A 17521-nucleotide genomic window follows, 5' to 3' on the forward strand; every position below is an offset into this window, starting at 1 on the left:
GCTGAAACCTCCGAAAGCCACCGCCTCAGGAGAACGCCATGACCACGATAGCCATCATTCAGCGGCCACCCGTGCTGCTCGATCGCAGCGCGACGATCGCCAGGGCTGTGCAATCGGTCGCCGAGGCCGCGGCGGCCGGCGCCGCGCTGATCGTTTTGCCCGAATCGTTCATTCCAGGTTATCCGTCGTGGATCTGGCGGCTGGCGGCGGGAAAAGACGGGGCGGTAATCGGCCAGTTGCACACGCGTCTGCTGGCCAACGCCGTTGATATCGCAAACGGTGACCTCAACGAACTGTGCGAGGCCGCCAGCGCTCACGCCGTGACAATCGTATGCGGTATCAATGAATGCGAGCGGCGTAATGGCGGCGGCACGCTCTACAACAGCGTAGTCGTTATCGGTGCGAACGGCGAAGTGCTCAACCGGCATCGCAAGCTGATGCCAACCAACCCCGAACGCATGGTCCATGGTTTCGGTGATGCGTCCGGGTTGCGTACGGTCGATACCCCCGTCGGGCGCATTGGTACGCTCATCTGCTGGGAAAACTACATGCCGCTGGCACGCTATTCTCTGTATGCCCAAGGGGTGGAAATTTACGTTGCCCCCACCTACGACACGGGCGATGGCTGGATCAGCACGATGCGCCACATTGCCCTTGAAGGCCGCTGTTGGGTACTCGGCAGTGGCACCTCGCTGCGCGGCAGCGACATTCCCGATGACTTTCCGGCTCGCCTGCAACTGTTTCCCGATCCGCAAGAGTGGATCAACGACGGCGACTCGGTGGTGGTCAACCCTCAAGGGCGGATCGTGGCCGGTCCATTACACCGAGAGGCAGGCATTCTGTATGCAGACATCGACGTGTCACTCGTGGCGCCGGCGCGGCGGGCGCTTGACGTCACCGGGCACTATGCGCGCCCTGACATCTTCGAGTTGCAGGTGCGGCGCACGCCGGCGACGCCGGTGAGTTTCATCGACGGATGAAGCTAACCTGATTTCAGGCGATCCATTCCAGCTTCGGCGATGTGTGTCACACCTGATAAAGGAGTCGTTCCATGAGCACTCAAAGGTCTTACAAAGGCAGTTGTTTTTGCGGCGCAGTCGAGTTCACCGTCAGCGGTGAGCCAGCGGCAATGGGCTATTGCCATTGCGAGTCGTGTCGACATTGGTCAGCAGCACCGGTCAATGCCTTCACGCTGTGGAAACCCGAGGCGCTGCAAGTCACTCGGGGGGCTGAGAACATTGGCAGCTACAACAAGACACCGCAGAGTTTTCGCAAATGGTGCAAGCTTTGCGGCGGGCATATTTTCACCGAACACCCGGGGATGGGGCTCATCGACGTGTATGCCGCAGTCATCCCGGATCTGGCGTATTCGCCAGAGGTTCATGTCCACTATCAGGAGACCAGGCTGCGCATTAAAGACGGGTTGCCCAAGCTGAAGGATGTCCCTGGTGAGTTAGGGGGATCGGGCGTCAGCGTGGACGAATAGCGCCAGTACGGTAGCGTTCGGCGCTCCAACGTATGGGCACCGACAAAGCGTTGTAAGCCCTAGGGGGCTTGCCTGCTATTTACCGTGATTTTTGGGCGATTCTGAAATCGGCATCGAAGATTCATCCGCGATTCGCTTGACCAGCGCAGCATGACCGCTGGCATCGTCGCCGCGGGAAATGACCTGGATGACTGCCATGCGATCGCCGGAGCCTGCGATAAAGGTGCTGTTCAACGTTTTGCCGCCGCCCAGGGTCGCCGTACTGTCGACTTGTCGCACACCCAGGCCGTTGCGGTTAAGGCGTGACTCGCCGGTTTGTCGAAAGTCCGGCAGCCCGGCGCTCTGGCGGTCGACGAAACCACTGACGGCGCCGTCGAGGAAGGCATCGTCGTTGTCGCCGGGGCGAGACGCTTCGGGGAGCGGTTTCTCGACCACCATGACCACGCGCTTTTCCTGCGCATTGGCATACAGGGTACCCACGGCGTCGGCGCCTTCGCTGCTCTGTTCATCGGCGCTCAGAGGGCTGGCGTTGAAGCCTGCCGGCAGGTTGAAGCTGAACTTGCCGCCGAGCACCGCGACGTTTACTTCAGGTGTCGGCTTGGTGCTGGGTTTGCCGGCGGCATGCAGATTCGACAGACCCAACAGGCCGACGACGGCCAGGGTCAGCGTCAGGGTTCTTGTGTTGAAAATCGACATACGGCCTCTCATGGGGCAGGGGGCATGGCAGGGTGGTTATGCTCACATAAACCTGCCTGCTCGTTAAGCCCCGGGTTTCCCGTCGGCCAGACGGTCATGGCGGATCGCCTTGAGGGGGCTATCGTTGCTTGTCTGGGCAACGACTACCGACCGAGGGCGGAGCCATGAACACCAGTGATCTACTCGAACAGTTACTGCGGGCCGGGCAGGGCTCGCAAGCGCAACAAGGGAGCGGCGGCATGTCATCGCAAGACGGCCTGGGCGGTTTGGGCGGCTTGCTGGGCGGTTTGCTTGGCGGCGGCAGTGCGACAGGTGGCGGTGCTGGCCTGGGTGGTTTACTCGGCGGCCTGTTGGGTGGCGGTGGTGGCGGCAACACTGGCGGCTATACCCAGGGGCGCTCCGCGGGTGGCACCAATTACGCGGCCCTGGCGTCGTTGGGCATGATGGCGTTCCAGGCCTATCAAAGCTGGCAGCGCAGCCAGGCGACCGCCCCGCAACAGGCGGTGCGTACTGTCGATCAATTGTCCGGCCCCGAGGCCGAGGATCACAGCCATGCCATCTTGCGCGCGCTGATTGCGGCAGCCAAGGCTGACGGTCGCATCGACAAGCAAGAAGAACAGTTGATCTACGCTGAAATCAAACGTCAAACCAGCGACCCGCAACTGCAGCAATGGCTGGATGAGGAAGTCAGCAAGCCACTCGATGCTGCCGAGGTGGCTCAGTCGGCCCAGGACCCGGGCATGGCGGCGGAAGTGTACCTGGCCAGCGTGATGCTGGTGGATGACCAGCAGGACGCAGAGCGGGCCTACCTTGACGAATTGGCCGGCGCACTGCAACTCGATCCGGCATTGCAGGCGCACCTGGAACAGCAGGCCAAGGGAGTCGCCTGACCGGGCGGAGATGCCTGCGCTCTTCATCTATCTGAAACCAGCGCAGGCAAGGCCCGGGAGATTGCCTGCACTCTCATCCCGCCGCCGATTGGCCTGCGTGCATCGAGCGACGCAACAACGCTGCCGTTGCCGAGCGCGCTTCGACTTCGTCCAGCAACGCCTCGACCAGTGCGAGGCTCATCTCCAGCGATTGCTCGGTAGCCCAAAGCAAACCGCGCACCTCGGCATTGACCATTTCACAGGCGTGGGCGTTGGTCTGGTAGGCGCTTTTGAGCAGGACGGAGGCGTGGATCAGGGCGCTTTCGGACGAGACACCGGCACGGACGTCTGAAGACTGCGTTGCTAAATAAAATCTGTCGGCGCTTGGTTGATCAGCAGAGCAAAAATTTGCGTAGAAACGCGATTTTCGTCCCGATCCTTACAGTCAAACTTGCGCTTAGGTCCCATTTTGTGTCCGGGGCCGAGCGGACAATTGCGAGCGAGGCGTCAAGATAGCCAAGGCAATCGCCACGATGAAGAGTGCCGGTACGTCACCTGCCAAGTGCCCCATTTGCCCCGGCTGGGTGACCGCCTGGACGGCCATGATTCCTCCGTGCACGGCGCTAGACCACATGGCGAACCAGATTAGGCTCAGATTGGCTAATGGATCACGTGCGGCCAGGATCAAGAACACGCCAAGTGTTGCGTAGATGCCAACGATCATCATCGGGTAGTCCGAGTGACCGACGTGCCAGGCCCAGCCAGACGGCCAGAACAGCATAAGTGGGTAGAGAGCAAGGCACGCGAGGCCAGCCAAAACCAGAACGACGCGCAAATACCTGAGGCGGTCGACTACAGTCATGGCGGACTCCTACCCCAAGTGGGGTGATAAGGCCTTCAAGGGCTTGGTGGGTAACATTCCTTGTTCTGTCGTCTATCCCTGACTAGGCCGGGCATTCTGACAGTCGGGTAATCGCTGAAGGGGTTTATACACCGTGGACGGAAAGCCCAATCTGCTCAATCAGTTCCAGCAGTAGACCAAGCATAGCTACTCATTTGCTATCGCTGCGTCCATCGGCTGCTACTGACCGATAGCTGCCTATTGCGACGGGCATCTATGGGGCGGATATATGCCTGTCGCCAGCGGCGAGTTGAGGTCGCTTCTGGCCAATATAGAGTGGCGAAAAAAAAGCCTGGAGCCAGAAGTTCAGGTGTTCCTTGCCAGGCTCTGTACGAGATCCCCAGAAACCCAATCGTCACCTCACCCCTCAAACGCTGAAATTATGCGGCCTAAGTCGAAGTGCCATTTCTTGGTCCATTTTGCAGGTGATTATGGTTACCATCACGCTCGCTGTCGGAGCGTATCCGGCATCGTAATATCACCACGCTTCGAGCCATCGATCTCGAGTAACAGTAGCGGCTCAGCCAGGTGGCATTGAACGCCCGTCATTCCGGGCAGCATTCACAGAGACAGTATCCAGGGAACATAAAGGACATGCTGCAAAACGAAACTTTCAACCGGGTCGGAACCAACCATCAGATTTCGGCCAACGTCTACAATCTCATCCTCGGTGCAGTGCTGCTGTGGGGCTTTGCCGTCAACTGGTATCTGGTAACCACTGTGCCGGCCGACATTATTAAGGCCATCCCCATGCTGCTCTTCTTGGCCGGTTACATGATCACTACGCTGACGGGTGTCGCCATCATATTCAAGTCTGAGAAACCGCTGTACAGCTTTCTCGGCTACAACCTGATCGTGGTTCCGATAGGCTTGCTGCTGGTCATTGTGCTCCCGGACTATTCGCATCAAAACATCATTAAAGCCGTGCAAACGACCGCCTTGCTGACCGTGGGCATGATGCTGCTGGGTACTGCGTTTCCCGGCTTCTTCAAACGCATTGAAGCGTCGCTGTTTATCGCCCTGGTGGTTGCGATAGTCGTCGAGTTGGGGCAAGCCTGGTTGTTCGGCACCCGTCTGGCGGCGATGGATTGGATCGTTGCAGCGATCTTCTGTGGCTATATCGGGGTGGACTGGGGACGTGCGAACCAGATCGAGCGTAGCGTGGACAATGCGATCGACAGCGCCGCATCGCTGTATCTGGACATCATCAATCTGTTCCTGCGGATCTTGCGGATCATGTCCAGGAAGTGAGTTGCGCAGCTGCTACGGCACAAAATCCCGGCCAGCGTGACTCAGGCCGTTTCGAATCACTGGCCGCTCACGCGGGGAATTGGGTTATCCAGTGCCTGGCAATGTCTTCACGCCGGCAGATCCACACCGCGTCGTGGCCTTGCACGTAATCGAGAAAGCGTGCCAGCGCCATCGCACGACCAGGATGGCCACTGATCCGCCCATGCAGACCGACGCTCATCATCTTCGGCTGTTGCGCGCCCTCCTGCCACAGCAGGTCGAAAGCATCCTTGAGCAGCCGGTAGAAGTCTTCACCGCAGGCAAAACCGTTCGGCAGCAGATAGCGGGCGTCGTTGTTGACCAGCGTGTAAGGGATCACCAGGTGGGCGGGCGAGCCTGGGAGCCAATAGGGCAGGTCATCGTTGTAGGCGTCCGAGCTATAGAGAAACCCGCCTTCCTCACGCAACAGGCGGCGGGTGTTCTGGCTGACCCTTCCGGTGTACCAACCTACCGGGCGTTTACCGCAGTTCTGCTCGATCACGTCGAGGGTGAGGCGGATATGGCGCCGCTCCTGGTCTTCAGGTATGTCGCGATAGTCCAGCCAACGGTAGCCATGCCCGGCAATCTCATGCCCGGCAGCGCAGAGCGCATGGCCAATCGCCGGGGTGAGTTCCAGTGCTCGACCGACAGCGAAGGCGGTCAGCGGCAATCCTCGGACGCTAAACAGCTCCAGAATGCGCCACACACCAGCGCGCGATCCATATTCGTACATGCCCTCGACGCTCAAGTCCGCTTCCCCCACCCGCGGCGGGCGGCCCGGTAGCTCATGAAGCCAGGCCTCCGACTGTGCATCGCCATTGGCAATGCATGATTCCGCGCCTTCTTCGATGTTGAGTACGAACTGGACCGCGACGCGCGCTTCACCAGGCCATCGCGGGTGGGGAGGGCAGCCGCCATAACCGATGAGGTCGCGAGCGGACATCAGCCCAGCTCGAAGGTCGTGACGCCGAACACCCGTTCGTGCGCGATCGCCGGAGGAGGGCCGAGGTACATGCGTGCGCAGCCGAAAACCTCGCTCATGCCCTGTTGGCGCACGAGCGCCATCGCGGCGGGATTATTCTCCGGGGCATCGAGAAACAGCGGGCCACCCTCGGCAAATTCCGCCAGGCGCGCGTAAAGGGCATTGGCTGCCAGGGCGTCATCGGCGAACAAGGGGCCGATCTTGTAGCCTTCCCGGCAGCGCCTTACTACACCGTAGCCGCTTAGCCTGCTCGCGCGCTGGCAACCCACGGCGAGTGCGTCGGCCTGGGCTATCCACCCGCTCAGGAAGGTTTCACGCGCGGCGGGGAAGCAGGTGCGGTCGTAATCGACAACCTCATCGAACGGGAAGCTGGCCAATGGGACGATGTCCTGATCGTCTACCTGTGCGGGCGCCGGGCGCTCGGTGATCCCGGCACGAAAACGCATGTTGCGATGGGAGAAGACGAAACCACCCTTGACGTAGTAGTCCTGCATTGTGAAGACACCGTCCATGCCGATGCTCGAGCCGGGGCGGAGGCGGGCGAGGAGCCGCTCGCGGCGTGCGTGCCAGAGGGTATTGCCCAGACCTTGACCGCGATATTCAGGCCGGACGATGAAAAAACCCATGAAACCGAATTCGCCGTTGTAGGAGGTGATGGCGCCGCCGCCGATCAACTCGTCACCGCGGGACGCCGCGATGAAGGCGGCAGGGTCCGTAGCCCAGAACAACTCGGCATCGTGAAGGCCGGGATTCCACCCCTCACGGGCAGCCCAATCGACGAGCTCGTCCAGCTCGGGACGGGTCATGTTGCGTATGACCAGCTGATTCGACACCGCGAGGCTCTCCTCAGTTGCTAGGGTCTGTACGAAATATCGCCGAGCGGCGCTCAGGCAAGGCGAAAACAGGCGAGGAAGCGGAGTTTACGTGTTGTAAATGAGCATTCCGAGCCTGTTTTCAACGCAGCATGAGCGTCGCGCAGGCATATTTCGTACAGAGCCTAATCAAGCATGTGGTCCATCACCACTCTTAACCCTTTCGGTATAGCTTCAATCCGAGTAGTGATCCAGGCCGTCACGTCACCTTGCTCCAACAATAAATTTGTCCCCTTTGCTCGTGAACCTTGTGATGAGGAACGCAGTCTTAGCCGAGCCCTTTTTTCGGCATTACCGCCGTCATCCCATCAGAGCTGTTCACCCCATGCGCCAAGCCGTCCGCTGCTCCCGCTTTGTCTCGCTCTGCCTGATTCCTTTGTTCCCCCTGTTCGCCAGCCCCGCCCATGCCAGCGCGGAAAGGCAACTGGTGGAGGCCATCAACGACTACCGCGCCGAGCCCCAGCGCTGCGAGAGACGTGTGGTTCGGGTCTCGACGCCGCTGGTGTTGAAGTCGAACCTGGCGTTGCCGGTCGGCTATGGCGGCGCCTTGCGGGAAAGGTTGAAGGCTGCCGGCTATCAGGCGGTGGCGGTGCGCAGCATCCGTCTGGTCGGCGCGCAAGACGCCGAGGAGGCCTTTGACATGCTCCAGAGCGACTACTGCACAGCCCTGCTCGATACTCAATTTGCCGATATCGGCGTCAGCCGCGCCCGGAACGAGTGGCGGGTGGTGCTGGCGCGGCCCTTGCTCGATGCTCAGCTCGGCGATGGGCGATCCGCGAGCAAAGCGTTGCTGGCACAGGTCAACGCAGCACGGGCGAAGCCGCGCCTGTGTGGTCGCCAGCGCTTCGCTGCGGCACGCCCGTTGAGCTGGAATACCGCCCTGGGGGCGGCGGCGCAGAAACACAGCCGGACGATGGCCAACAGCAATTACTTCGCGCACCGTGACCCCGACGGAGATATGCCGGCAGACCGGGCAAGGGACGCCGGCTACCGTGGCCGTCAGATCGGCGAGAACATCGCCGCCGGACAGGGCTCCGCGAGCAAGGCGATGGCCGGCTGGCTGGCCAGCCCCGGGCATTGCGCCAATCTGATGAATCCGATGTTTACCCAGGTGGGGGCGGCCTATGCCGCGAACTCGCGCAGCGATGAGGGCGTGTATTGGACGATGCTGTTCGGCGCGCCTTGAGAGGCGCTAGCCCGTACGTCAACGCAAGTTCCAAGGCCGGTTACAAGGGGTGGTACAAGGGGTATAACTACCAGAACAAAAGGCGGGTCACCCACAATAGGATAGGCCCTCCAAAGGCAGCGACCGGGCCAGGCGATCCAGGCCTGACCGGCGCCTGCGGCGTGGAGCGATGTGATGAGTTTCAGAGCATGGCGATGGGCTCGCAAGAGCCTGCTTGGCTGCATCCAGCTGGCCTTGCTGGTCACGCCACTGTGCGCCAGCGCCATGTTCACGTGCCAAGCCAACGCCGGCACAAAGGCAATGGCCCAGCCACGGGTTGTGCGGGGTGACGACCCAGGCGCGGTGCGGGTTCGGGTGTTCACCTTCGTCCACCGGGGTGTTCGTCAATATGTGAGCCGGCGCCCCGTCGGGATCTCCGCGCGGGTCGATGTTCTTGAACTCTATTACATCAAGGGCTGCTATCTGTGCATGGCGCCGAAGGATTTCAAGGTCGCCTCACTGCGCCTGGACACCCAATCCTATCGGCGCGAGATCGAAGCCGCTGCGGGTCAATATGGCGTCGACAGGGCGCTGGTCCGCGCCGTGATACATGCCGAGTCGGCGTTTCGCCCCAACGTTATTTCCGTAGCCGGCGCCCAGGGGCTGATGCAATTGATGCCCGCCACCGCCGCGCGTTTCGCCGTGAACGATCCGTTCGACGCACGACAGAACATTCGTGGCGGCGTGCGCTACCTGGCCTGGCTGCTCAAGCGCTTCAACGGCAACCAGATGCTGGCGTTGGCAGGGTACAACGCCGGCGAAGCGTCCGTGGTCGAGTACAACGGGGTGCCTCCCTACGCCGAGACGCAAACCTACGTCACCCGCGTGCAGTCCTTGACCGAACGATATCGCAACCATCGCTAGTAGCGTAGGGCGCATAACCCGGAACAGGGTGGCTTAGGATTCGCTATTGGCCGAAATAAGTCCTTCGTAAAGGGCAGCTATGGGGCGGTTGACGACCGTGTTCCGTGGCTGTCTATTTCCGAGTCGTTTTCACGGCTCGGATCATCTCTCCTCCCGACAGATTCGTAACCTGGAGCCGGATTTACCGTGCCGGTCGGCGTGGCGACCGCCGGTCTTCTGAGCGCTGATATTGTTTTGACATATTCATGGGCAGATCTTTACTTACGCGAAACGCCCAGTGGGCGCTCAAGCGCGGTCGCTGGGCGTCTGGTGCTGATGATGCCAACGGCGAGTCGCGTCTGTGGGTATGGGTGTCCGTTTCCCCTAACGTACCAGGAGCGAATGCGTCCATGCATACACCTCGCGTGAACATCTATTCAATGGTCAGCGCTCTATTGCTGGTGCTCTGTTCAGTGCTGGCACTGGCCGGCGCATTGAGTATCCGCAGCGCCTTCAGTGCCGACGTTTTGTATATCGGCGATGCCGCTGACAAGACCGTCAAGCGTTTCGACGCCGTATCAGGGGCGTTCCTCGATGGCGACCTAGATCCTTCGAATAACCCGGACGCCTTCGTGCGCTCAAAAAGCGGCGGGCTGGTCGGGCCCCGGGGCATGTTCGTGGATGGGGAGCAATTGGTGGTCGCGAACGAGAATGTCGAGAGCAAACAGCCAGGATCGGTGTTGCGCTACAACCGCGACACGGGCGCCTTCCTGGGTGCCTGGGTGCCTTCTACGGATAAAAATGCTCCGTTTGCACCGTTCGGTATCGTCCGTGAGGCGTTCCCGGAAAAGGTGCTTTACGCCGCGAGCAGCGTGTCCAGCCCCGGCAACTCGCCGGGCAGGCTCCTGACCTACAACGCAGCAGGCACACTTCTGGGCAGCTTCAGGAGTGTGTCGTCTCACGGTGACTTTCATCCCCGGGGCATTGTGTTTGGCCCTGACGGCCTTCTCTATGTGTCGGTGCACGGCCAGAAGAAGGACGAGCTGGGTGGGCAGATCTTGCGCTTTGCCGCTGACGGCAAGTTCCGCGGCAGCTTCATCGCCGACAAAGGCGGGGTGGGCCAGCTTAATCGGCCGCAGGGCTTGGCCTTCGGCCCCGACGGTCGGCTGTATGTCACCAGTTTCAGGGCCAACAACAGTGATACGGACTCGATCCGCATCTACGATCAAACCGGCAAATTCGTCGACAAGATCAATCTTTATGAGCCGGGCAAGGACCGCGCTTTCGCCCAGGCGCTGTTGTTTGGGCCGGAAAAGAAACTGTTCGTGCCCATCACCAACACCGGAGAGGTGCGTCGCTACGACGTGGCGAGCAAGCAATACCTGTTGTTTGTCCCTCCGGCCAGGGGCGGTGGCCAGCTGCGCGAGCCCTGGTATTTGACCTTTGGCGCTACCGACGCGAAAACGTTGAATTACCAGGAGGTGGTTGCCGGCGGGCCTAACCTGCTGCGGTGCTTCTGCCAGAATGGCACTACCGTTGATGTTTGCGCGGCGCTGGACTGCGCTTCCGGTGCCGAACAAGATGCAATCTGTGGCCCGGTCTGCGAAGCGCAGGGCGGTGAAGCGGCGACGGCATGCTTTGAAAATGACCCCCAATGCGCGACCCAGCAGCAGGCACCTGTAGGCGCCTTGGGCACCAGGCAACCAGCAAGTCCGCTTGGGCGTTAAGTTGGCGGATGGCCGCAGTACCTGACATCAGTCGCGCGCCGGGCACTGTGGATCCCGCAGTGCCCGCGCGACTGACCTTCAACCTCTGGGGTATAGCAACCATCTCTGCCGGGGTTTTCCACGTTCATTAGCGAGCCTCCATTCTCTTGTGCATGCGCATTGCGGTGCTGGCCCTGATCCTGACGCTGTTCGGCTGCGCTACCGCGTCGGACCCGCCAAGGGGCGAGGGCGGCGATTGGCGGTCCTTCTATGTAGTGAATCACGGCCTGCATACCGGATTGGCAATTGCGCGCCCCGATCTGCTTGAGGTGCTTCCCGCACTGGCCGAAGCGTTCGGCGACGGCGACTTCGTTGAGTTCGGCTGGGGTGATGAAGACTTTTACCGAGCCCCACAGGCCACCTTGAGCCTCGCCCTGCGCGCCTTGTTCGGGTCGACGGCAACCGTGCTGCATGCGGTCAGGATTGACGGGGACCCCAGGCGGCGTTTCGCCGCAAGCGAGGTCATCGAGGTGCGGGTGACCGAGGACGGCTACCGGCGACTGCTCGCGTTCGTGGCCGCGACCTTCACCCATACAGCCACGGGCACCTTGGCGGTGCTTGGGCCTGGCCTGTATGGAGAGAGCCGGTTCTACCAGGCCGAGGGTAGCTATTCGCTGTTTTATACCTGCAATACCTGGGTCGCAGAGGCGTTGGCCACGAGCGGCTGCCCGATGTCGCCTGCAGCGGCGATTACGGCGGGGAACGTCATGTCGCAGTTAAGCCGGGCGACAGCGGTGGGTGCATCCTGTCTGGTTATCGCTAGCCCACGCTGACGATGGCAAATACAGGCCACCCTCGGGTGGTCTTTTGGCATTTGCGGGTAATACTTCCCTGTACACGCGGGCATGTTGCTGATGGCGCGACCCGCAGGGAGGTATGAGGTGAACAAACTATCAATTGTGGGTGCCGGAATAGTGGGAGAGGCGGCGGCGCAGATCATCGCCCGGGAAGAGTACTGCCGTGAGTTGATGCTGATTGATGTGCAGGGTGATTTGGCCAAGGGCAAGGCGCTGGATGTCTGGCAGGCGGCGGTTGAGTCAGGTTCTGATACCAGGGTTTACGGCGGCTCCACTGGCGAATTGCTGCAGGATTCTGACCTGGTGGTGATTACCGCGGGTGTGCCGCGCAAGCCTGGTCAGTCGCGTCAGGATGTGTTGAGCATCAATCTGCCAATTCTCGATGGCATCATGCGCGATATCAATCGGCATGCCCCGGCGGCGACGGTGCTGGTGGTGTCGAACCCGGTCGACGTGCTGACCTACCGGGCTTGCAGCCTCAGTGGGCTGGGCCGCAACAGGGTGTTCGGCCAGGCGGGGGTGCTGGATACCGCGCGCATGAAGTGTTTCATTGCCGAGGAAACAGGGTTTTCTGCTCGGGATATCACCGCGCTGGTGCTCGGAGGGCATGGCGATAGCATGGTGCCGCTGATGCGCTACTGTGCGGTCGGTTCGGTGCCACTGTCGCACTTTCTGTCCAATGAGCAGATAGAGCGGATTGTGCAGCGTACACGTCAGGGTGGCGGCGAGATTCTGGGTTTGAAGAAGGTCGGGAGCGCCTGCGATGCGCCGGGCGTGGCCATTGCACAGATGGTCGATGCAATCGCCAATGGGCGAAACCGCATTTTGCCGACGGTCGCGATTCTCGAAGGCGAGTACGGGCGCACAGATATCGCCATGGGTGTCCCCTGTGTGCTGGGAGAGCTGGGGGTTGCGCGGGTGATCGAGTTGCCGCTGGATGCGCAGGAGCAGGCGATGTTCGACCACTCTGCCGATCAGGTGGTGCGTGATATTGCTGAAATGAAAGCGCTGTGAGCGGGGCTGTATGAGGGGGCGCAATAGCGTGGTATGACGATGATCGCCTCGGTGTGTGAGTCGCCCCTGAATCAGTGGACATTCGATGGCTGCTTGTGGCCGTCAGCTGCCCTCCGTGAAGGGCAGCTTTAGGTCGACCCAAGTGAGGGCCTAGTTCACCATCACCTCGTCCAGTGCCTGCTCGAGGGTGCTGACCGTGCGCTCGATATTGTGCAGCTTTTCGAGTCCGAACAGACCGATGCGGAAGGTCTGGAAGTCGGCCGGCTCGTCGCATTGCAACGGCACTCCGGCGGCGATCTGCAGGCCGTGGTCGGCAAATTTCTTGCCGCTCTTGATGTCGGCATCATCGGTGTAGCTCACCACTACGCCAGGGGCCTGAAAGCCGGCAGCGGCCACGCTTTTGATGCCTTTGCCGGTCAACATTGCGCGCACCCGATCGCCCAGCGCCTGTTGTTCGCCGCGGACCTTGTCGAAACCGTAGGCTTGCATCTCGTTCATCACTTCGTTGAATCGCGCGAGGGAATCGCTGGGCATGGTCGCATGGTAGGCATGTCCGCCCTGTTCGTAAGCCTGCATGATCTGAAGCCACTTTTTCAGGTCGCAGGCAAAGCTGCTGCTCTGCGTCTGCTCGATGCGCTCGAGGGCCAACGCACTGAGCATCACCAGGGCACAGCAAGGGGAGGCGCTCCAGCCTTTCTGCGGTGCGCTGATCAGCAGATCGACTGCGCACGCCTGCATATCAACCCAAATCGTGCCTGAGGCGATGCAGTCCAGCACAAACAGGCCACCCACCGCATGCACGGCGTCGCCGACCGCCCGCAGGTAGTCGTCGGGCAGGATAATCCCTGATGAGGTTTCAACGTGGGGGGCGAAGACAATCTGCGGCTTGTGCGCCTGAATGGCTGCCAGCACTTCGTCCAGCGGGGGTGGAGCGTAGGCGGCCTGGCGACCAGTATCGACCGGCCGGGCTTTCAGCACCGTGGTGGCCGCCGGGATGTTGCCCATCTCAAGGATCTGGCTCCAGCGATAACTGAACCAGCCGTTGCGTATCACCAGGCATTGCTGGTCGGTGGCAAACTGTCGCGCTACCGCTTCCATGCCGAATGTGCCGCTGCCCGGGACTACCGCAACAGCCTGGGCGTTGTAGACCTGTTTCAGGGTCCTGGAGATGTTCTTCATCACGCCTTGAAAGGACTGCGACATGTGGTTGAGCGAGCGGTCGGTGTAGACCACCGAGTACTCAACCAGCCCCTCAGGATCAATACTGGGATAGAGCTTTGACATGGGGTGACTCCTTTGGCAGAGATGTCAGTGGTTCGACCCAGCTAGCGCATGCAGGCCACCATTCATGTGTCGCATTATAGGTTTTTCCGCATCAATGCATTCTGAAGCGTTACACCCCGACGGATCGGGAAACCTCGCCGTACAACATGAAAACCGTGTAATTCAAAAAACGGTTCAGCCGTCTTGCTGACATCTGAAGTAAGTTCGCAAATGCCAAGTAACCTGGCTTCTTTATGGATACGGTTCATGAGTAAAGTGCCTATTCCTTGCCGAGGATGAGTACCCGACACAAAAAAATGGTCGATGTAACCGTTCGGTTGAATGTCGGCATAGCCCACTATTTTCCCGTCGACCTCAGCCACGAACGGGCGGAGATTTCGCAGGTGCTCCGTCCATAGCATCTGATCAAGATCAGCAGGAGCCCAGGCCTCGATTTGCTCGCGAGTGTAATCGCGTGACGCGATTTCATGAATGGCAGAATAAAAGACGTCGAACAACGCAGTCTCATCCCCGACTCTGAACCGTCGAATATCCATGGTTTCTCGCAAGGCGCCCGCAAAAACGAAGAGTCTGCCATACCTGCTAAAAATCGGAAATGAATGACCTCAAGTGCCATGGACACAGTCGGGTGACTGCTTTTGGCTGTGCAGTCTGTCATGAAGGGCAGGCAATGCTAACGACACTAGATTGGGCCGCATCGGCGGCCCAGGACAATCAATGGCGATCACTCCACCGCCGATTGCCCTGCTTGCATCGAGCGACGCAACAACGCTGCCGTTGCCGAGCGCGCTTCGACCTCGTCCAGCAACGCCTCGACCAGTGCGAGGCTCATCTCCAACGATTGCTCAGTAGACCAAAGCAAAGCGCGCACCTTGGCATTGACCATTTCACAAGCCTGGGCGTTGGTCTGGTAGGCGCTTTTGAGCAGGACGGCGGTGTGGACCAGAGCGTCTTCGGATGAGATTCCGGGGCGGACGGCGAACAGTGGGTCGTGGCTGCCGTTGCAGGAGCCGAAGGTGGTGCTGGTTTGGGTGGTTAAGGGGGGATCGGGAACGGGTTTTGTCATGGTGGAGCTCCTGGAGTAGTGGAGCCATTCACCGTTCGCTACCAAACGATTGGTGACGGCTGTACACAGGTTGGTAGACCGGGACTCCAAGAAACCCAGCGCGCACGAATGCGCCCTGCGCACAGCCGCCATGACACGAAACGACAGACACAAAAAAAGCGCCTGCCGAGACGGATGGGACGCTTGCACGTCTTGGAGAAGTCGGGCTACCAAACCCGGTCGCTGGATTTACAGCGACGTGCAGGAGGGTAACGGGGTTGGGGTAGGGATTCAAGGGGGATTCTTTATGGCCGCTTTCGAACGCTGTCTGATCGGACTGACCATTTCCCACCCATGCTCGCCTGTCTCGGTTGTCGGCAATCAGCCAGAAGCCAGAAGCTGGAGTTGATTAAATGCGAAAAAAACTACTCGATTCAAACTGTCGCCTGCCTAGGCAATACGGTGCAGCACCAGGGGCATTTCAGCTACGCTGATTCACCAAGTCTTAATCTCATGGAGAACTTGATGGATATGTATTACGTAGACACTGGCTTGGCCATGATTTTCCGAACCCTTCTTAAATTTCTATCGCTTGATATAGTGCAGCTGTGTGGGAACTTGGACTCACTCTGAGTAAGGAGAAAAAGGAAGCGAGCCAAAATTGCTGCGGGGGGAAACATAAACTCATCGAGCCTATGCATAGTTAATTATATGGTTGATTCGCCGTTACGAATCAGTAAATTAATGATTTGCGCGGGAAGAAAGTTTGAAGTTATCAAGCCCTAAAAACTCACCATTGAAAAGTACCGTGCTACTGTTATATAATCGGCTCACACATACAAATCAGTAAAAATACATGTTGAAAGATGCTGAAATCAGAAAAGCCCTAATTGATCTTCTTGGTAGCAGGAGGCCGAAACCCGAATATATTATTGAAGAGCTTCACGTTCATAACGGAAACGCTATTGCTGATGTTGTTGCCTTTTACAAAAAAATGCATTGTTTCGAAATAAAAGGAGAGACCGACAGCATTCAAAGAATCACCCGCCAAGCCGAAGTGTACTCTCACTCCTTTCCAAAACTAACGCTTGTCATCACGCAAAAGCACATTAAGTGGGCTGAGAAAAACCTTCCTTATTGCTGGGGCATAATGGTTGCCTCAACAAGCTCAGAAAGAGTCGTGTTCAACTATCATCGGCCGGTCCGAAATAATCCTGATTTTTTAATTGAAAAAGCCCTAATGATGCTGTGGCGACAGGAGCTTCTAGATATTTCATCAAATATCGATTTGCTACAAAAGAAGGCTAGCAATCGAAGCGAAATGGCCAGCAAATTAAGTAGGCACTTAACGAAGGAGCAGGCCCTGCAGTACATACAGGGCGCAATTACGCGGCGTTCTAGCGCGCTCGCACCACATAAGTCATATGCGCTGAAAGAGTTGCTTTTATCCAACTAGCTGGTGCGCCCCCCTTGGCGGGGAGTTTAGGTGATAGCTTACTTCGCTCAAAGATATATTTGTCTCCGTCTGAATATTTTTCACCTCGATAATAATGCTTGCCTACAATATTATCGGCAATATCGAAATATTGACCATATCCCCTTGGGTGTCCGGAGAACTGACCACCCCTTTCGGCGTAAAATTCACCCTTCGTTGTATAAAAAACTTTAGGAGCAGAAAATTTCGGCATTAGTTCGACGGGGATATCGGCTTCCGAAAACTCCGGACTTACGACTCCATAATCCCCATAAACAATGGAGTTAGTTTTAGGGTTGGCTGCGAGGTCTTGCCAAATCGTATCCTCAAGCCTAGTAACCATGCGATTTGATTTGGTTCCCATTAGCAGGGTTATGTTTGCCGGAATAACTGATCCCGTGACGACGTAATAGCTAAAGTCAAAATCAACCACGCACTTAGTATAAAATTTATCAATCGTCTCTTTCAGCTCTCTAGCATGATGCTTATCACTAATTAAGCGGCAATCAAATATTAAATATGTGGTTTTCACGCCAGCCGCAATGAGATCGGCTAGCGCTCCCCCTAGCTTGCCCTTAACAAGTGCATAACTTTGAAAGTCTTCAAACTGAAGCCTGATGCCTGCACGATCGGTATTGTTACGGCAAAAATCAAGCGCGGCCAGGTTATGATCAGGAACCCGATCAAAAGCCATCACAGGCACCACATTGTGATTTAAAAACTGATTTAATATATATTTGTACTGAGGAATCCCTTGAATAGTAACGCTATCATCAAGGTCATAATTATCGATAAAAAATCTTAATTCTGGGATGTTCTGAGCATGTCGATCTAACTGCTTCAAACCCTTGCCCACTCTACTAATGATATCCTCTTCGCTTACCTGCTTCTTGTCCTTGGGGATGTCAAATAGCGGCAAGGTAAATGGATGAATATCCGCCTTGAGACCGAACACGGCCTGGATTTCATTTTGTTTGAACTTGAGGAACGGCATGTAT

At 58.3% G+C, this 17521-nt stretch carries 19 protein-coding genes; 10 read left to right on the forward strand and 9 right to left on the reverse strand.

Annotation, left to right across the window (positions count from 1 at the left end; all coding sequences use genetic code 11):
- Nucleotides 1–38: 38 nt before the first annotated feature.
- Both AC07OF_RS14750 and AC07OF_RS14755 read left to right on the forward strand, forming a co-directional pair.
- A complete protein-coding gene (locus AC07OF_RS14750) occupies nucleotides 39–980 on the forward strand; it encodes a carbon-nitrogen hydrolase family protein (protein WP_157192309.1) in 942 nt (313 codons plus the stop codon).
- A 71-nt stretch (nucleotides 981–1051) separates the two neighbouring features.
- Complete coding sequence (locus tag AC07OF_RS14755) at nucleotides 1052–1486, forward strand: GFA family protein (RefSeq protein ID WP_157192310.1); 435 nt, start codon at nucleotides 1052–1054, stop codon at nucleotides 1484–1486.
- 75 nt (nucleotides 1487–1561) lie between these two features.
- On the opposite strand, the gene AC07OF_RS14760 is transcribed toward AC07OF_RS14755, so the two are convergent.
- Nucleotides 1562–2182 carry a DcrB/PsbP domain-containing protein gene (locus AC07OF_RS14760; protein WP_495073049.1) on the reverse strand — a complete coding sequence of 207 codons (621 nt, stop codon included), beginning with the start codon at nucleotides 2180–2182 and terminating at the stop codon, nucleotides 1562–1564.
- Between the two features lie 164 nt (nucleotides 2183–2346).
- On the opposite strand from AC07OF_RS14760, the gene AC07OF_RS14765 reads away from it, so the two are divergent.
- Complete coding sequence (locus tag AC07OF_RS14765) at nucleotides 2347–3072, forward strand: tellurite resistance TerB family protein (protein ID WP_495073050.1); 726 nt, start codon at nucleotides 2347–2349, stop codon at nucleotides 3070–3072.
- Between the two features lie 73 nt (nucleotides 3073–3145).
- Here AC07OF_RS14765 and AC07OF_RS14770 read toward each other — a convergent pair whose 3' ends face one another.
- Entirely contained in the window at nucleotides 3146–3283 is a 138-nt protein-coding gene (locus AC07OF_RS14770; protein ID WP_495073051.1) for a hypothetical protein, read from the reverse strand.
- 225 nt (nucleotides 3284–3508) lie between these two features.
- Complete coding sequence (locus tag AC07OF_RS14775) at nucleotides 3509–3913, reverse strand: DUF6632 domain-containing protein (RefSeq protein WP_157192314.1); 405 nt, start codon at nucleotides 3911–3913, stop codon at nucleotides 3509–3511.
- Nucleotides 3914–4546: 633 nt separating this feature from the next.
- On the opposite strand from AC07OF_RS14775, the gene AC07OF_RS14780 reads away from it, so the two are divergent.
- Nucleotides 4547–5203 (forward strand): Bax inhibitor-1 family protein, encoded by a 657-nt coding sequence (locus AC07OF_RS14780; RefSeq protein WP_495073052.1) that lies wholly within the window; start codon nucleotides 4547–4549, stop codon nucleotides 5201–5203.
- Between the two features lie 67 nt (nucleotides 5204–5270).
- Here AC07OF_RS14780 and AC07OF_RS14785 read toward each other — a convergent pair whose 3' ends face one another.
- Together AC07OF_RS14785 and AC07OF_RS14790 are read right to left on the reverse strand one after the other, a co-directional pair.
- Entirely contained in the window at nucleotides 5271–6164 is an 894-nt protein-coding gene (locus AC07OF_RS14785) for a polysaccharide deacetylase family protein (protein ID WP_495073053.1), read from the reverse strand.
- Complete coding sequence (locus tag AC07OF_RS14790; protein ID WP_495073054.1) at nucleotides 6164–7036, reverse strand: GNAT family N-acetyltransferase; 873 nt, start codon at nucleotides 7034–7036, stop codon at nucleotides 6164–6166. The genes AC07OF_RS14785 and AC07OF_RS14790 overlap by 1 nt, the downstream gene beginning before the upstream one ends.
- 364 nt (nucleotides 7037–7400) lie before the next feature.
- Here AC07OF_RS14790 and AC07OF_RS14795 point away from each other — a divergent pair, with 364 nt between their 5' ends.
- The 5 genes from AC07OF_RS14795 (at nucleotide 7401) to AC07OF_RS14815 (ending at nucleotide 12720) form a co-directional block, all read left to right on the forward strand.
- Nucleotides 7401–8261, forward strand: a complete 861-nt coding sequence (locus AC07OF_RS14795; RefSeq protein ID WP_495073055.1) for a CAP domain-containing protein — start codon at nucleotides 7401–7403, stop codon at nucleotides 8259–8261.
- 174 nt (nucleotides 8262–8435) lie between these two features.
- Nucleotides 8436–9164 carry a lytic transglycosylase domain-containing protein gene (locus AC07OF_RS14800; RefSeq protein ID WP_495073056.1) on the forward strand — a complete coding sequence of 243 codons (729 nt, stop codon included), beginning with the start codon at nucleotides 8436–8438 and terminating at the stop codon, nucleotides 9162–9164.
- Nucleotides 9165–9553: 389 nt separating this feature from the next.
- A complete protein-coding gene (locus AC07OF_RS14805; protein WP_495073057.1) occupies nucleotides 9554–10870 on the forward strand; it encodes an NHL repeat-containing protein in 1317 nt (438 codons plus the stop codon).
- A 164-nt stretch (nucleotides 10871–11034) separates the two neighbouring features.
- The gene (locus tag AC07OF_RS14810; protein ID WP_495073058.1) at nucleotides 11035–11682 is read left to right on the forward strand and encodes a DUF2459 domain-containing protein; all 648 of its coding nucleotides are present in this window, start codon (nucleotides 11035–11037) and stop codon (nucleotides 11680–11682) included.
- Between the two features lie 108 nt (nucleotides 11683–11790).
- The gene (locus AC07OF_RS14815; RefSeq protein WP_495073059.1) at nucleotides 11791–12720 is read left to right on the forward strand and encodes a malate dehydrogenase; all 930 of its coding nucleotides are present in this window, start codon (nucleotides 11791–11793) and stop codon (nucleotides 12718–12720) included.
- Nucleotides 12721–12870: 150 nt separating this feature from the next.
- Here the strand turns inward: AC07OF_RS14815 and AC07OF_RS14820 are convergent, their stop codons facing one another.
- The 3 genes from AC07OF_RS14820 to AC07OF_RS14830 all read right to left on the reverse strand — a co-directional run bounded on the left by AC07OF_RS14820 (nucleotide 12871) and on the right by AC07OF_RS14830 (nucleotide 15070).
- On the reverse strand, nucleotides 12871–14004 hold the full coding sequence (locus AC07OF_RS14820; RefSeq protein WP_495073060.1) for a pyridoxal-phosphate-dependent aminotransferase family protein: 1134 nt from the start codon (nucleotides 14002–14004) through the stop codon (nucleotides 12871–12873).
- A gap of 74 nt (nucleotides 14005–14078) precedes the next feature.
- Nucleotides 14079–14501: a GNAT family N-acetyltransferase gene (locus AC07OF_RS14825; RefSeq protein WP_495073061.1), complete on the reverse strand. Its 423-nt coding sequence runs from the start codon at nucleotides 14499–14501 to the stop codon at nucleotides 14079–14081.
- A 227-nt stretch (nucleotides 14502–14728) separates the two neighbouring features.
- The gene (locus AC07OF_RS14830) at nucleotides 14729–15070 is read right to left on the reverse strand and encodes a DUF6124 family protein (protein ID WP_495073062.1); all 342 of its coding nucleotides are present in this window, start codon (nucleotides 15068–15070) and stop codon (nucleotides 14729–14731) included.
- 835 nt (nucleotides 15071–15905) lie between these two features.
- On the opposite strand from AC07OF_RS14830, the gene AC07OF_RS14835 reads away from it, so the two are divergent.
- Complete coding sequence (locus AC07OF_RS14835; RefSeq protein WP_495073063.1) at nucleotides 15906–16505, forward strand: sce7726 family protein; 600 nt, start codon at nucleotides 15906–15908, stop codon at nucleotides 16503–16505.
- On the opposite strand, the gene AC07OF_RS14840 is transcribed toward AC07OF_RS14835, so the two are convergent.
- A complete protein-coding gene (locus tag AC07OF_RS14840) occupies nucleotides 16447–17517 on the reverse strand; it encodes a beta family protein (RefSeq protein ID WP_495073064.1) in 1071 nt (356 codons plus the stop codon). The two genes, AC07OF_RS14835 and AC07OF_RS14840, sit on opposite strands and share 59 nt — an antisense overlap.
- Nucleotides 17518–17521 lie beyond the last annotated feature (4 nt).

The sequence above is a fragment of the Pseudomonas sp. GW821-FHT10B02 genome, assembly GCF_059415665.1.

Bases quoted from the DNA above. Each gene is read 5' to 3' on its own strand.
- AC07OF_RS14765 (WP_495073050.1), top strand. From the start codon at position 2,347: ATGAACACCAGTGATCTACTCGAACAGTTACTGCGGGCCGGGCAGGGC.
- AC07OF_RS14805 (WP_495073057.1), top strand. From the start codon at position 9,554: ATGCATACACCTCGCGTGAACATCTATTCAATGGTCAGCGCTCTATTG.
- AC07OF_RS14755 (WP_157192310.1), top strand. From the start codon at position 1,052: ATGAGCACTCAAAGGTCTTACAAAGGCAGTTGTTTTTGCGGCGCAGTC.
- AC07OF_RS14820 (WP_495073060.1), bottom strand. From the start codon at position 14,004: ATGTCAAAGCTCTATCCCAGTATTGATCCTGAGGGGCTGGTTGAGTAC.
- AC07OF_RS14840 (WP_495073064.1), bottom strand. From the start codon at position 17,517: ATGCCGTTCCTCAAGTTCAAACAAAATGAAATCCAGGCCGTGTTCGGT.
- AC07OF_RS14780 (WP_495073052.1), top strand. From the start codon at position 4,547: ATGCTGCAAAACGAAACTTTCAACCGGGTCGGAACCAACCATCAGATT.
- AC07OF_RS14835 (WP_495073063.1), top strand. From the start codon at position 15,906: ATGTTGAAAGATGCTGAAATCAGAAAAGCCCTAATTGATCTTCTTGGT.
- AC07OF_RS14775 (WP_157192314.1), bottom strand. From the start codon at position 3,913: ATGACTGTAGTCGACCGCCTCAGGTATTTGCGCGTCGTTCTGGTTTTG.
- AC07OF_RS14830 (WP_495073062.1), bottom strand. From the start codon at position 15,070: ATGACAAAACCCGTTCCCGATCCCCCCTTAACCACCCAAACCAGCACC.
- AC07OF_RS14785 (WP_495073053.1), bottom strand. From the start codon at position 6,164: ATGTCCGCTCGCGACCTCATCGGTTATGGCGGCTGCCCTCCCCACCCG.
- AC07OF_RS14760 (WP_495073049.1), bottom strand. From the start codon at position 2,182: ATGTCGATTTTCAACACAAGAACCCTGACGCTGACCCTGGCCGTCGTC.
- AC07OF_RS14795 (WP_495073055.1), top strand. From the start codon at position 7,401: ATGCGCCAAGCCGTCCGCTGCTCCCGCTTTGTCTCGCTCTGCCTGATT.
- AC07OF_RS14800 (WP_495073056.1), top strand. From the start codon at position 8,436: ATGAGTTTCAGAGCATGGCGATGGGCTCGCAAGAGCCTGCTTGGCTGC.
- AC07OF_RS14750 (WP_157192309.1), top strand. From the start codon at position 39: ATGACCACGATAGCCATCATTCAGCGGCCACCCGTGCTGCTCGATCGC.